Source organism: Hathewaya histolytica (genome assembly GCF_901482605.1).
In the GTDB taxonomy this organism is placed as follows: domain Bacteria; phylum Bacillota; class Clostridia; order Clostridiales; family Clostridiaceae; genus Hathewaya; species Hathewaya histolytica.
Genome location: NZ_LR590481.1, coordinates 1,541,284 through 1,554,803 on the forward strand (window position 1 = coordinate 1,541,284; position 13,520 = coordinate 1,554,803).

Genomic DNA, 13,520 nt, shown 5'->3' on the forward strand with positions numbered 1-13,520 from the left:
TACATTCCCCTTTATAGACCTTATTTCTTTCCTGTATATGATTTATATATTTTGTCACCTATTATCCTTGAAGATATATTAAATATTAGAACCATCAGGATCAAAACTGCTGATGCTCCATTAGCTATTCTATCTCCATCAGGAATCATTCCCTCTGAATTAATTTTCCATATATATACCGAAAGTGTTTCTCCAGGTCTAAAAACATTAAAAGCTGAATTTTTACTAAACAGTTCTGATAATTTAAAGCTTACTTCTGGAGCACTCATGCCAGAAGTATATAAAAGCGCCGCTGCTTCTCCGAAAATTCTTCCAGCTGCAAGTATTATTCCTGTCAAAATTTTAGGAAAGGCATTAGGTAAGATTACTTTAATTATAGTTTGCCACTTTGTGGCTCCTAGTCCTAAGCTCGCTTCTCTTATTCCTTCTCCTCCTAAACGAATTGCATCTTCACTTACCCTAGTTAATCCAGGTAGATTTAAAATACTAATTGATAGAGCTCCTGATAGAATTGTAAATCCCCATCCAGTGGAAATAACGAATATTAAAAGTCCAAAAAAACCTACTACAATAGATGGTAAGGATGCCATAGTCTCAATACATAGTCTTACTATTCTTATAAAAATACCTTCATTTGAATACTCAGCGAGATAAATACCCGCTCCTATACCTAAAGGAATTGATATTATTAAGGATATTACAAGCATGTAAATTGAATTAAATAATTGGGGCCCTATACCACCACCAGATTCTCCTATTTTAGGGGAGCCAAATAAAAAATTAAAACTAAAAAAATGTCTTCCCCTGAAAAGAATATATCCTAATAATGAAACTAATAATAATACAACTAATGTGGATATAATGTAAAGAATGCATGTCCATATCTTATCTACTTTTTCTTTATTCATTAGACATCACTCCTTCTACCCAAGAATTTAATAAGTAAAATAAATATAAATGATATAAAAAGTAATAGTAAGGCTAAAAACCATAATGCATCATTCCAAAGTGTACCCTCTACAGTATTGGCCATATCCATAGTTAATATGCTTGTTATTGTGGTAGCTGGCTTTAGTAAGTTTAATGGATACCTAACAGCATTACCAATAACCATCTGCACAGCAAGTGCTTCCCCAAATGCCCTTGCAATTCCAAGTACTATTCCAGTTAATATACCTCTTTTTCCTGCCGGTAAAACAACTTTTGATATAGTTTGCCATCTTGTAGCTCCTAATGCATAAGATGCCTCTATATAGTGCTTAGGAATAGTTTTTAGTGAGTCTACAGATATACTTGCAATAGTAGGTAAAATCATTATACTTAACACTATTATCCCAGCAAGTAAGCTAAACCCTACTCCCCCAGTTATATACTTTATAAAGGGTATAAGAACTGTGATTCCAATCCATCCATAAACTACTGATGGTATCCCCACAAACAATTCTAGAGCAGGCTTTAAAATACTTTTACCAACTTTAGGAGAAATAAAATTCATAAATATAGCAAGAGCTATGCCAGTGGGCGCACTTATTGCGACCGCCCCTAAGGATACAAAAGTAGAGCTTAAAATAAATTTTGCAGCTCCGAAAGTTGGAATATCCGCTTCTGGTGCCCAATTTCCTGAGAAAATAGATTTAATTATTGAAACTCCATTTTGAGTAAATATTTTTAGTCCCTTTAAAGTAAGAAAAGTAATAATTGAAATGGTTAGAATCACTATAACAACCCCACAAATGGTTGCATAACTTCTACCTAAATATTCTGTTTTTAACGTATGATAAAAACCTTTTTTCTTCATAGTATCGCCTCATTAAAGTTTTTATTTAAGAAAGACCAGCTTTGCTGGCCTATTATTTATTTAAAATTACTCATTGGGATATATCCAAGTTTTTCAATTATATATTTATTTTCTTCGCTAACCATGTACTCTAAAAATTCTTTTGCTACCCCCTTTGCTTCACCTTTAGTATACATATGTTCATAAGACCAAAATGGATATTTTTTATTTATTATATTTTCATTATTAGCTTCTACTCCATCTATTTTTATAACTTTCATATCTTCTTTAACAGTGTCTGTTAAATAAGATAATGCTAAATAACTTACACCACCATCAGTACTTTTTAAAGCTGTTCTAACTGCACCGCTAGAGTCTTGAGTGGTACCTAATCCATTTTTCTCTTTCTTACCTTTCATTATAGTATCTATAAAAGTAGCCCTTGTACCTGAAGATGCCCCCCTATTTATAATATTAATTGGTTTATTCTCTCCTCCTAATTGGTTCCAATTAGTCACTTTTCCTTCAAATATTTTTTGTATTTGCTCTTTTGTTAGTGAATCAATCTTAACATCTTTACTAACTACCATAGCAAAGCCTATTGCACATACTTTATGATCTTTTAATTCATTTAATTTAGATTTATTTTTTAACTTTGCTTCAGCAGGAACATCTGAATTTCCTATATCACAATTTCCATCTGCTACTTGATTAATTCCAGAGCCACTTCCACCACCTTGTACATTTATTGTAGCCTTAGGATTTTTAATTTTAAAATTCCTAGCTGATTGTTCAACCAATGGTTGAAGTGCTGAAGAACCTAATGCAGTTATTGTTCCTGTAATCTTTTGTATTTTTTCTTCATTTTTACTTTTTTCTTTAATACTTTCTGATGTCTTTTTCCCATTCCCACATCCCGTAAACAAACCTATAACCATTGAAATACTTAGTAATCCTATTAATAAATTAATCCCTTTTCTTTTCATTAATTATCCCCTCCACACTTTTAGTATTATCTATATTCTCTATAATTAAAATAATATGGTATTTAGGTTAAGTAACTATTATGGTTAGGTTAATTAAGATTGTATGCATGTTAAATTTAATTAACAAAATCTTTAGAAATATAGTAAGTTCAAATATAATATAAAAGCACTTTGCCATAAGACAAGGTGCTTTTATATTATATATTTTTATAATTGTATGGAATTTTTAAAATAAATTTACTTCCTTTATCAAGCTCACTTTCCACTTCTATTTTCCCATTAAATAGAATTATAATATGTTTAACTATAGCAAGTCCTAGACCTGTTCCTCCATTGGCCCTAGATCTCGCTTTATCTACTCTATAAAATCTTTCAAATAATCTTGGGATCTCCTCTTTTGCAATACCAACCCCATTATCCTCTATACTAATAGAAAAATAACCTTCGTACGATTTAGGTATTATTTTAACACATCCATTAGTTTCTGTATATTTAACTGCATTGTCTATAAGATTAATTAACATTTGCTTAAACTTATCAATATCTCCTAATATACTACCCACCTTTGTATCTTCTAATGTTAATTTAATTTGTTTTTTATTTGCCGTAGGTTGTATTAAAATACATACTTCATTCAATACGTCATTTATATTTATTACTTCTTCCTTTAGTTCCTTCTGTTGCTCTATATGTGAAAGAGTTAAAATGTCATTTATAAGTCTTGTAAGTCTTTCTGATTCGTTATTTATAATTCCCAAGAACTTTTCTCTAAGTTCAGGTTCCTCTACTTCTTTTAGTGTTTCTGCGAAACCTTTTATAGATGTTAATGGAGTTTTAAGTTCATGAGATACATTGGCCACAAATTGTGAACGCATATTTTCTAGTTTCTTAATATCTGTAATATCTTGAACTACGGCTACAGTACCTATATGCTCATTTCTATTAATTATATCTGTAGTCTTTATCCTAAGCTCCTTCTCTTCTGGAAACATAATTTTAATCTCTTTATAATCATCATTATTATCAGTTAATATTTTTTCAAGTTCAAAATCTCTTATATTATCTAGTAAATTTTCACCTATTATATTCCTGTTTATTCCAAATATCCTTTCAGCATATGGATTAATCATAATAATTTTAAAGCTCCTATCTACAGCAATTATACCACTATCCATACATTCTAATATAGCTTCTAATCTATTTTGCTTATCTAAAACATCCTTAATAGTTTCTTCTAACTTTTGAGCCATAAAATTAAAGTTTTCTCCTAGTTTCCCTAGTTCATCATTAGTTGTAATACTAACTCTCCTATCTAATTCCCCTTTAGCTATTCTAGAAGTGGTAAAATCTAAATCTTTAATAGGCTTAACAATAATATAGGTAAGTTTTATGGATAACCATAAGGCAAGTAAAAGTATCATAATTATTATAAACATATAATAATTTAAAAACTTTTTATCAATTATTTTAAGGTTATCCACAAATATAGAACTCCTTATTATATTTCCACTTGTAAGCTTCGTAGCTAAATACATCATATTTTTATTTGCAGAACTACTATGTCTAATACTTATTCCTTCACCTTTTTCCATAGCCATTTTAAATTCTTCCCTATTAGAGTGGTTATTAAGTTCATACTTATCTAATTGAGTATCAAATATAACTTTTCCATCTTTATCAATGTAGGTAACTCTTACTTCTTCTCTATTAAATTTGTACCTGTTGCTAATCTTATTTTCATTAATTAATTTTTCCATTAATTTATTATTAGCTCTCAAATAAGTCTTTGTTAGTTGTTCTTCTTTATAATCAAATACTCTAATAAGTAGAAAAGACGTTACTATCAATATAGAAATAAGTGCAAAGGAAAAACAACACATTAATTTTTTTCTCATATCTATTCTCCTGTGCTAAATCTATATCCTATACCTCTTACCGTTTGAATAAATTTAGGATTCTTATCATCGTCCTCTAGCTTTTTTCTAAGATGTCTTATATGGACATCTACGGTTCTCGTTTCCCCTATATACTCATATCCCCATATTTTATCTAATAAAAACTCCCTTGTCATTACTCTTCCTTTATTTTTTAAAAGTATCTCTAGTAATTCAAATTCTTTTAAAGTAAGTTCTACCTTATTATTTTCTTTTAAAATCTCATGTTTTTCAAAATTTACCGATATGTTCCCAAACTTAGAACACTTGTCCTCATATTGCATAACAGTTCTCCTAAGAATAGCTTTAACCCTTGCCAAAAGCTCTCTTATAGAAAATGGCTTTGTTATATAGTCATCTGCCCCTAATTCTAATCCTAGTATCTTATCGAATTCCTCACTTTTTGCTGTTATCATTATAATAGGTACCGTAGACAGAGTATTCTCTCTCCTGATTGCTTTACAAACATCATAACCATCCATTCCTGGTAACATTAGATCCAAAAGAATTAAATCCGGTAATTCTTCTTTAGCGATTTCAATAGCTTCCATACCATTGCTAGAACAAAAAGCCTTATATCCATTTTTCTCTAAGTTAAATTTTATTAATTCTTGAATATGTTCTTCATCATCCACAATAAGTATTTTTGAGTCCTTCATATTTATGCACACTCCCCTTAACTCATATTAGATTAATGTATTATTTTTTATATATAAAAGAAAACATTCTTCCATAACCATCTTTTCCTTTTCTGTATGAATGAAGTTTTACATCCTTACTACAATAAGTACATATTGGTATCAAGTTTATATTGTCTTTCTTTAAACCACTTGTTACAAGAGCATTCTCTATATACTCTGCTAAGTTTAAGTTTCTACCTTCTATCATACTTTCCTTAAACTCTTTTGTACTCTTAAATTGTTCTATAACCTCTTCCCCCACTTCAAAACAACATGCCCCATTATGAGGTCCGATGTAAGCTAAAATATCTTCGGGGTTAGCAGAGTATTCACTCACCATTCTATCTATAGTTTTACTAGATATATTTTTTAAAGTTCCTCTCCATCCACTGTGTATAGCAGCTAACACCTTATTCTTTTTATCTAAAAGTAATATAGGAACGCAATCTGCAGTAAATACTCCTATAGCTACCCCACTCTCACCTGTTATAATTGCATCTCCATCTTCTGTAATTCCCTTATATTTAATAACTCTATCCCCGTGAACCTGATTTAAATATCCTACATCACTTAATTCAAACCACTCTTTTAAATTTTCTAAATTTTTTCTTCCCTCATCTGAATTCTTATTAAAATCTAACCCACATTCAGCTGTAGAAAATATAATATTTACATTATCATAGTTAGTACCTATAAACTTGTATTGTTTAATCTGTATTTCTTTCATAATTCACCTCTCCTATTATCTATAAGTATATTTTAACATCTATTATTCCTATTAAAAGTTTTTCAATAGAACTTTTAACTTACTTTTAACTATTTTAACGTATTTTTATTATACATAAAAAAAGCCCTATAGGGCTTTATTCCTTATTATCTATTAGGTTTTTGATTTCCTCCATAAATGTATTTATATCTTTGAATTGTCTATATACAGAAGCAAATCTAACATAACATATTTCATCCACTTCTTTTAATATATCCATTATTATTTGACCTATGTACTCTGAATTTACTTCAGTTATCATGTCATTGTAAAGCTTTTTTTCAACTTCATCAGCAATTTCTTCAATTTTATTTCTAGATATAGGTCTTTTTTCACAAGCCTTAATTAACCCATTTATTATTTTATTTCTATCAAAATATTCTCTGCTTGAATTTTTTTTAATTACTAAAATAGGTATATTTTCAAATTTCTCATAAGTAGTGTATCTCTTTCCACACCCAAGACACTCTCTCCTTCTTCTTATAGCTGAATTATCATCAGTAGACCTAGAATCTACTACTTTACTTTCACTGTAATTACAATATGGACATTTCATACTAGCATCTTCCTTTAATAATATAAATTGTTACTCTTATATTAACATTTTTGCTCTGTATTTTCTATACCTAATGCAAGAGATATTAAATTAATCATCTTAAATTTATTGTTTCTTCTAATCCTTGCACTAATATAACATCTTCCCCTATCTTATGAACTTTATTCCAAGGAATTTCTAAATAGTTCTCTTTACCAAACCAAGATACTTTTTCTTCCGGTAGAAGTATAGATATTATCTTATAATCTTCACAATTTATAACTAGATCTTTTATAAATCCTAATTTCTTACCTGAATCTAAATCTACCACTTCCATGCTTCTAATATTATTTAAAGAAAATAAATCTTGAACTTCTTTAATATCCTCCAAAATATCTACCCCCTATAAACATCTTATGATATATTATGCAAAAAACATATGGTTTATACTAAAAATATAAGGCCAAAAGGCCTTATACGAATTTTCTCATATGTTTTAATGCAGATTTTTCTAGACGAGACACTTGTGCTTGAGAAATTCCAATTTCATCTGCAACTTCCATTTGTGTTTTACCATTAAAAAACCTTAAATTTAATATTAACTTTTCCCTATTATTTAATTTTTTCATAGCTTCATTAATGCATATGTTTTCTATCCAGTTCTCATCTAAACTCTTATTGTCACTAATTTGGTCCATAACATAAATAGCATCTCCACCATCATGGTATATAGGTTCAAATAGGGATACAGGATCCTGAATAGCATCCAGTGCGAAGACTACTTCTTCTCGCGGTATTTCCAATTCTTTTGCTATCTCTGTCACAGTAGGCTCCTTATTAAATTTTTTTACAAACCTATCTCTAACTTGTAATGCTTTATATGCTATGTCTCTAAGGGAGCGGCTTACCCTTATAGAATTGTTATCTCTTAAATATCTTCTAATTTCCCCTATAATCATAGGAACAGCATAAGTAGAAAATTTTACATTCTGAGTTAAATCAAAATTGTCTATGGCCTTAATCAATCCTATACAGCCTACTTGAAATAAATCATCTGGATTTTCCCCCCTATTATTAAATCTTTGGATTACACTTAGTACTAGCCTTAAATTTCCTCTTATAAATTTTTCTCTAGAATTTATATCGCCCTCTTTTAACTTTAAAAGTAAATCCATCATTTCTTTTTCTTTTAATATAGGGAGTTTAGCTGTATTAACTCCACAAATTTCAACTTTGTTAATTATCATAAGGTCATCCATCCCTTCAGTATAGTTGCATTAGAATTTTCCCCTTATGAAATAAATTTTATACATGAGACAACCTTATAACATTTTACTAATTTCTCTTTTTAATCTTTTTATTATCCTTTTCTCTAATCTAGATATATATGATTGGGATATGCCTAACATGTCAGCTACTTCCTTCTGAGTCTTTTCACCTTGTCCATTTAATCCAAATCTAAGCTTTACAATTTCTTTTTCTCTTTCATTTAATTTCTTCATAGCAATTAAAAGTAATTGCTTGTCAACTTCATCTTCTATCATATTGTAAACTATATCATTTTCTGTACCTAATATATCAGATAATAAAAGTTCATTCCCATCCCAGTCTGTATTTAATGGTTCATAAAAAGAAATTTCTGATTTCACTTTATTATTTCTTCTAAGATACATTAAAATTTCATTTTCTATACATCTGGATGCATAGGTAGCAAGCTTTATCATTTTATTAGGATCAAAGGTATTAACAGCTTTAATCAAACCTATGGTACCTACAGAAATTAGGTCTTCAATATTCACTCCTGTATTTTCAAATTTTCTTGCAATATAAACTACAAGTCTCAAATTTCTTTCAATTAAAATAGATCTCTTCTTCTCATCTCCTTGTACGATTTTATTTAATAATTCTTCTTCCTCTACTTTTGTAAGTGGTGGTGGTAAAGCATCATTACCCCCTATGTAAAAAACTTTTTTTGCAAATATGCTAAATTTAGAAATAATTCTATTTACGATAATTTTAAAATTTATCATTTTCCACCCTCCAATTTTATAAAATCCCTCTAGATAATAAAGCATTGTATTCTCCAGTCTTACTTAAACTAGTATTACAAAAAGCAATAATGCCATTTTTAACTTCTGAATTTTCTCCATTTGATAAAAATCTTAATCCATCTACTTTTACTCCTTTGAGATTACCACCATACCCTCCTACAACTCTATATGGAATTATATACTCTTCTTTTTTTATATCTACATTTTTAAACACATCTTCTTCAACTATAATTACAGGTAAATTTGTTACTGGCTCCCTAAGCTCATTTCCCGTATCTAAAAATGCTTTTATAGTTTTATAACTTCCATTAATATTTATTTCTACATCATAAATTAAATTTTTTATCAATAGCTTGTCCTTAATGAATAGTATTATTCTTTGCAAGAACATAGAAGTGATTATTATTCCTAACATTAATTTTTTATATGTGAAATTAATTACATATGAATTTTTAGGCATAACTCCAGTTTCGTTATACTTCAAGAAAATACAAATCCCACCTAACGCTATGGTATAAAGAAATAATACACAAACACCCTTTAAAATAAGATTTATATTTTTTCTAATCGATATATAAACCATCAAAAACGCAATAGAAACTTTAAGTATTATTTGGATACAATTACTTAAAGGCAAAAATAACATTACTAATAATGAAAGACTTCCAACAGAAGCGGAGATTATATTTGCTAAAATACTGTACTTTATATTTAAAGTTTTACACATTAAATATATTAAAAAATAATTCACTATTAAATTTTCAATAATAAGCACATCTAAATATATTTCCATATATATCCCTCCCTTACATTTATTATACATCTTGATTTATTAAAATTTTGTCACTTTCTATTGCTATAATTAAAATTTAAATATGTATATTCTCCTATATAACAACAATATATTCATATAGACTAAAATTAGAATAAAAAAAATAAGATTCGTCACTAAATACATGACAAATCTTATTTTATGTAATTTCTACTTGCTTTGTCTTCTTAAAAAAGCTGGAATTTCTATTTCATCCTCTTCGTCAGAATCTTTTGTTACTGCAACTGTTTCTTCTTCTTTAATAGTTTCACTTGGCTTATTTTCAGATTTTGAAGCTTTAGCTTGTTCCATTTTTTCTGTATCAAAACCTGTCGCAATTACAGTGATTTTTATTTCATCATTTAAACTTTCATCTATTACTGCACCAAATATAATATTAGCGTCTGGATCTGCCGCCTCTCTTACAATTTCACAGGCTTCATCCATTTCTAATAATCCTAAATCTGATCCACCAGTTACATTTAATAGTACCCCTGTAGCACCAACTATAGAAGTTTCTATAAGCGGACTTGAAATTGCTTGCTTTGCAGCCTCTGCTGCTCTATTTTCTCCTGTAGCTCTACCAACCCCCATGTGGGCAAGTCCCTTATCTACCATTATAGTTCTAACGTCTGCAAAGTCTAAGTTAACTAGACCAGGAATTGTTATTAAGTCAGCTATACCTTGAACACCTTGTCTTAAAACATCATCGGCAAGTGTAAAAGCTTCCATTAAAGATGTTTTTTTATCTACCATAGCAAGTAATCTCTCATTAGGTATGGTAACTAAGGTATCTACTTTATCCTTTAATTCTTTAATCCCCATCTCAGCTTGAACCATTCTTTTTCTTCCTTCAAATGGAAATGGTTTTGTTACGACTCCAACAGTTAGGATATCCATGCCCTTAGCAATTTCAGCAACTACAGGTGCAGCACCAGTCCCAGTTCCGCCTCCCATACCAGCTGTAATAAAAACCATATCTGCACCTTTAATGCATTCTGCAATCTCATCCTTACTCTCTTCAGCAGCTTTTCTACCAATTTCAGGATCCGCTCCTGCACCAAGTCCTTTAGTTAGTTTATCACCAATTTGTATTTTCTGTGACGCTTGAGATAATATCAAAGCCTGTTTATCTGTATTTACGCCAATAAATTCTACGTTTTTTAAACCTTCTTTAATCATTCTATTAACAGCATTGTTACCGCCGCCGCCACAACCAATTACTTTTATCTGGGTAAGATCTTGCATATCAATATCTATCACAGTATTCCCTCCTTAATTTAGAAAAAATCAGCAAAAAACTCTTTTATCCTAGATACAAAACCAGAGGATTTTTCTTGTGTATTTTCTTCATGAAACTCCTCTTCTGTTTCTACTTCTTTATGATATCTTTTCTTACTACTTAAAGAATTTTTAGGTTTTGTATTATCAAATACATCTTTTAAAATTCCTACACTTCCTGCATATAAAGTGTTAGATGCACCTATGTATTCTGGAACACCGATTCGTATAGGTCTTTTGAAAATATTTTCGCTTAAATCTACTATGCCTTTTAATAATGAAACTCCACCACCGACAAGTACTATATTATAAATTTGTTCATACTCTCCACTTTCCTTTATGAAAGCTTTCATAAATTTCAACATCTCTTCTACTCTAGCATTTATTATATCAATTACTGTAAAGTACATAACTTCTTTTTCATCATGCTTAGAAGTTTTTAAAATTATTTTTTCATCTTCAAAATTATTTTTTGTTACGCTTCCACATTTTAATTTTAGGTTCTCTGCTTCTTCATAAGATATATTTAAACACAATGATATATCCTTTGTAATATTGTGTCCGCCTAAAGGTATAAATATATCTTTCTGTAACTTGTTATCTCTAAAAATAGATATATTGATAGTTTCTAATCCTACATCCACTATAGCTACACCTTTTTCTCTCTCTTCCTTCTTTAGTAATACTGATGATAATGCTATAGGTTGGAGTGTGACACCTAATACTCTTATACCCGCTTTATTTACACTTTTTATAAGATTATTTATTATTGTGCTTTGAGCTAGTACAATTTTAGCTTCCACCTCTAATTTTACTCCACTCATTCCTATAGGATCTTTTATGTTATCATATCCATCTATTATAAATTGTTCTGGAACAGCACCAATTATTTCTTTATCCCTATCAATGGATAAGAGCTTTGCTGCCTCGATAGCCCTATTAACATCACCTTCTGTAATTTCTCTATCATCTCCTGAAACAGCTATAACCCCTCTATTGTTTATAAATTCACAAATTCCACTTTGAATACTTATAAAAGCTTCATTTATTTTAAATTGAACTATTTTTTCAAGTTGAAAAATACATTTTTCAATAGATTTTGAGGTTTTGTCAATATCAACAACGACTCCTTTTTTTAGTCCGCTACAAGAAAAGGAGGTTATTCCCATAATCTGTATTGAACCTTGGCTATTAATCTTTCCTACAGAAGCACAGATTTTTGAAGATCCTATATCTAGTCCTACTATGTAATCATACATGAATCATACCTCCTTACGAGAATCCTCAAAGTTATATATTCAACATAAAACTTATTTTTCCTTTTATTTTATATATATTTTTTATTTCAATGTATATTTAAATTAATAAGGTAAAATTTAATTATATATACTATAAATATTATATCATAATATTATATTTTAAAACAAAACCTAATTATAGAAAAAGCCTAAAAATTTTAATTTATGCAAATAACTTTAACATAAATTTTTATTTTAGGCTAGTCAACTTTAATATTATTTTTTTGATTATAATAACATCATTCTAGTAATTATCTCTTTATCAACCGCATATGTAATTGCAGTATCTTTTGATATAACTTTCTTTTTATATAGTTCAACTAAAGACATGTCCATAGTTTTCATACCTAATTTATTTCCTGTTTGTATAATAGACTCTATTTGGGATATTCTTCCTTCCCTTATGAGATTTTGAATGCTTGGTGTAGAAAGCATTATTTCTAAAGCAGCTATCCTTCCTTTTTCATCAACTCTCGGTACTAATTGTTGTGAAATTACACCTTGTAACACTGCTGCTAATTGAGATTTAACTTGCTCTTGTTGGTATGGTGGAAATACGTCTACAATTCTATGGATAGTATTCGATGCTCCTATAGTATGGAGCGATGATAAAACTAGATGTCCATTTTCAGCTGCCCTTAAAGCAACTGTAATAGTTTCTAAACTATCCAGTTCTCCTACAAAAACTACGTCTGGGTCCTCTCTTAAAAGAGATTTAAGTGCACTTTCAAAACTTTTACTATCTTTTCCTATCTCTCTCTGATTTACAATAGATTTGTTATGTTTGTGTAAAAACTCTATAGGATTTTCTAAAGTAATAATATGTCCACACCTAGCATTATTTATTTCATTTATCATGGCAGCTAAAGTAGTACTTTTCCCACTACCAGTTGGACCAGTTACTAATATTAATCCTCTTTTCTTGCTAGCTAGTTCTTTGATTGATGCAGGTAAATCTAATTCTTTTAAAGAAGGTACCTTCCCACCAACTGTTCTAATAGCAAGAGCATCACTATTTCTTTGTTTGTATATATTTACTCTAAACCTTCCTATACCTGATAAGGAATAAGTACTGTCTATTTCTCCGTTTTCTTCATATATTTTGTAGTCTTCTCCTAAAATTAATTGTGAGTACTCTTTTGTATTCTCTACAGTTAACTTCTCATGATATGCTTGAACTAATTCTCCATTTACTCTTATATAAGGGTATGTTCCTACAGTTAAATGTACATCCGAAGCATTTTTATTTACAGCCATTTCCAATAACTGATCTAAATTTATCATTTTGCTCCTCCTAACTCTACAGTAAAAGTTTCTCTCTCTCTTAAATTTACCATGAATTAATATTTAGTTCAACATTTTTCCTTATTTTCCTACAAAACATTTCAGACAATTAGTATT

At 29.4% G+C, this 13,520-nt stretch carries 14 protein-coding genes; all 14 read right to left on the reverse strand.

The annotated features are described in order from the left end of the window. Positions 1 to 20: 20 nt before the first annotated feature. Positions 21 to 908 carry a phosphate ABC transporter permease PstA gene (gene pstA / locus FGL08_RS07575; RefSeq protein WP_138210211.1) on the reverse strand — a complete coding sequence of 296 codons (888 nt, stop codon included), beginning with the start codon at positions 906 to 908 and terminating at the stop codon, positions 21 to 23. Continuing rightward, on the reverse strand, positions 908 to 1,798 hold the full coding sequence (gene pstC / locus FGL08_RS07580; protein ID WP_138210212.1) for a phosphate ABC transporter permease subunit PstC: 891 nt from the start codon (positions 1,796 to 1,798) through the stop codon (positions 908 to 910). Before pstC ends, pstA begins: the two co-directional genes overlap by 1 nt. Positions 1,799 to 1,854: 56 nt before the next feature. Further along, on the reverse strand, positions 1,855 to 2,763 hold the full coding sequence (locus FGL08_RS07585; RefSeq protein WP_138210213.1) for a phosphate ABC transporter substrate-binding protein PstS family protein: 909 nt from the start codon (positions 2,761 to 2,763) through the stop codon (positions 1,855 to 1,857). A gap of 197 nt (positions 2,764 to 2,960) precedes the next feature. Then, positions 2,961 to 4,658 carry a two-component system histidine kinase PnpS gene (pnpS, locus tag FGL08_RS07590; protein WP_138210214.1) on the reverse strand — a complete coding sequence of 566 codons (1,698 nt, stop codon included), beginning with the start codon at positions 4,656 to 4,658 and terminating at the stop codon, positions 2,961 to 2,963. Positions 4,659 to 4,660: 2 nt separating this feature from the next. After that, positions 4,661 to 5,356 carry a response regulator gene (locus FGL08_RS07595; protein ID WP_138210215.1) on the reverse strand — a complete coding sequence of 232 codons (696 nt, stop codon included), beginning with the start codon at positions 5,354 to 5,356 and terminating at the stop codon, positions 4,661 to 4,663. Between the two features lie 40 nt (positions 5,357 to 5,396). Further along, positions 5,397 to 6,104 (reverse strand): peptidoglycan editing factor PgeF, encoded by a 708-nt coding sequence (pgeF, locus tag FGL08_RS07600; protein WP_138210216.1) that lies wholly within the window; start codon positions 6,102 to 6,104, stop codon positions 5,397 to 5,399. A gap of 136 nt (positions 6,105 to 6,240) precedes the next feature. Further along, complete coding sequence (nrdR, locus tag FGL08_RS07605) at positions 6,241 to 6,699, reverse strand: transcriptional regulator NrdR (protein ID WP_138210217.1); 459 nt, start codon at positions 6,697 to 6,699, stop codon at positions 6,241 to 6,243. A gap of 94 nt (positions 6,700 to 6,793) precedes the next feature. After that, positions 6,794 to 7,069, reverse strand: a complete 276-nt coding sequence (locus FGL08_RS07610; protein ID WP_415578711.1) for a YlmC/YmxH family sporulation protein — start codon at positions 7,067 to 7,069, stop codon at positions 6,794 to 6,796. A gap of 82 nt (positions 7,070 to 7,151) precedes the next feature. Continuing rightward, positions 7,152 to 7,925 (reverse strand): RNA polymerase sporulation sigma factor SigG, encoded by a 774-nt coding sequence (sigG, locus tag FGL08_RS07615; RefSeq protein WP_138210218.1) that lies wholly within the window; start codon positions 7,923 to 7,925, stop codon positions 7,152 to 7,154. Positions 7,926 to 8,000: 75 nt separating this feature from the next. Next, positions 8,001 to 8,708 (reverse strand): RNA polymerase sporulation sigma factor SigE, encoded by a 708-nt coding sequence (sigE, locus tag FGL08_RS07620; RefSeq protein WP_138210219.1) that lies wholly within the window; start codon positions 8,706 to 8,708, stop codon positions 8,001 to 8,003. A 16-nt stretch (positions 8,709 to 8,724) separates the two neighbouring features. After that, on the reverse strand, positions 8,725 to 9,522 hold the full coding sequence (locus FGL08_RS07625) for a sigma-E processing peptidase SpoIIGA (RefSeq protein WP_171012016.1): 798 nt from the start codon (positions 9,520 to 9,522) through the stop codon (positions 8,725 to 8,727). A 189-nt stretch (positions 9,523 to 9,711) separates the two neighbouring features. Further along, positions 9,712 to 10,788: a cell division protein FtsZ gene (ftsZ, locus tag FGL08_RS07630; RefSeq protein ID WP_138211299.1), complete on the reverse strand. Its 1,077-nt coding sequence runs from the start codon at positions 10,786 to 10,788 to the stop codon at positions 9,712 to 9,714. A gap of 32 nt (positions 10,789 to 10,820) precedes the next feature. After that, positions 10,821 to 12,080: a cell division protein FtsA gene (gene ftsA / locus FGL08_RS07635; protein ID WP_138210221.1), complete on the reverse strand. Its 1,260-nt coding sequence runs from the start codon at positions 12,078 to 12,080 to the stop codon at positions 10,821 to 10,823. Between the two features lie 267 nt (positions 12,081 to 12,347). Further along, complete coding sequence (locus tag FGL08_RS07640; protein ID WP_138210222.1) at positions 12,348 to 13,403, reverse strand: type IV pilus twitching motility protein PilT; 1,056 nt, start codon at positions 13,401 to 13,403, stop codon at positions 12,348 to 12,350. Positions 13,404 to 13,520: the final 117 nt, after the last annotated feature.

What these genes read in the sequence shown, in the direction of transcription:
- sigE (WP_138210219.1), bottom strand. Translation starts at nt 8,708, where the DNA reads ATGATAAATTTTAAAATTATCGTAAATAGAATTATTTCTAAATTTAGC.
- ftsZ (WP_138211299.1), bottom strand. Translation starts at nt 10,788, where the DNA reads ATGCAAGATCTTACCCAGATAAAAGTAATTGGTTGTGGCGGCGGCGGT.
- FGL08_RS07625 (WP_171012016.1), bottom strand. Translation starts at nt 9,522, where the DNA reads ATGGAAATATATTTAGATGTGCTTATTATTGAAAATTTAATAGTGAAT.
- FGL08_RS07585 (WP_138210213.1), bottom strand. Translation starts at nt 2,763, where the DNA reads ATGAAAAGAAAAGGGATTAATTTATTAATAGGATTACTAAGTATTTCA.
- pnpS (WP_138210214.1), bottom strand. Translation starts at nt 4,658, where the DNA reads ATGAGAAAAAAATTAATGTGTTGTTTTTCCTTTGCACTTATTTCTATA.
- pstC (WP_138210212.1), bottom strand. Translation starts at nt 1,798, where the DNA reads ATGAAGAAAAAAGGTTTTTATCATACGTTAAAAACAGAATATTTAGGT.
- FGL08_RS07595 (WP_138210215.1), bottom strand. Translation starts at nt 5,356, where the DNA reads ATGAAGGACTCAAAAATACTTATTGTGGATGATGAAGAACATATTCAA.
- pgeF (WP_138210216.1), bottom strand. Translation starts at nt 6,104, where the DNA reads ATGAAAGAAATACAGATTAAACAATACAAGTTTATAGGTACTAACTAT.
- FGL08_RS07640 (WP_138210222.1), bottom strand. Translation starts at nt 13,403, where the DNA reads ATGATAAATTTAGATCAGTTATTGGAAATGGCTGTAAATAAAAATGCT.
- nrdR (WP_138210217.1), bottom strand. Translation starts at nt 6,699, where the DNA reads ATGAAATGTCCATATTGTAATTACAGTGAAAGTAAAGTAGTAGATTCT.
- ftsA (WP_138210221.1), bottom strand. Translation starts at nt 12,080, where the DNA reads ATGTATGATTACATAGTAGGACTAGATATAGGATCTTCAAAAATCTGT.
- sigG (WP_138210218.1), bottom strand. Translation starts at nt 7,925, where the DNA reads ATGATAATTAACAAAGTTGAAATTTGTGGAGTTAATACAGCTAAACTC.
- pstA (WP_138210211.1), bottom strand. Translation starts at nt 908, where the DNA reads ATGAATAAAGAAAAAGTAGATAAGATATGGACATGCATTCTTTACATT.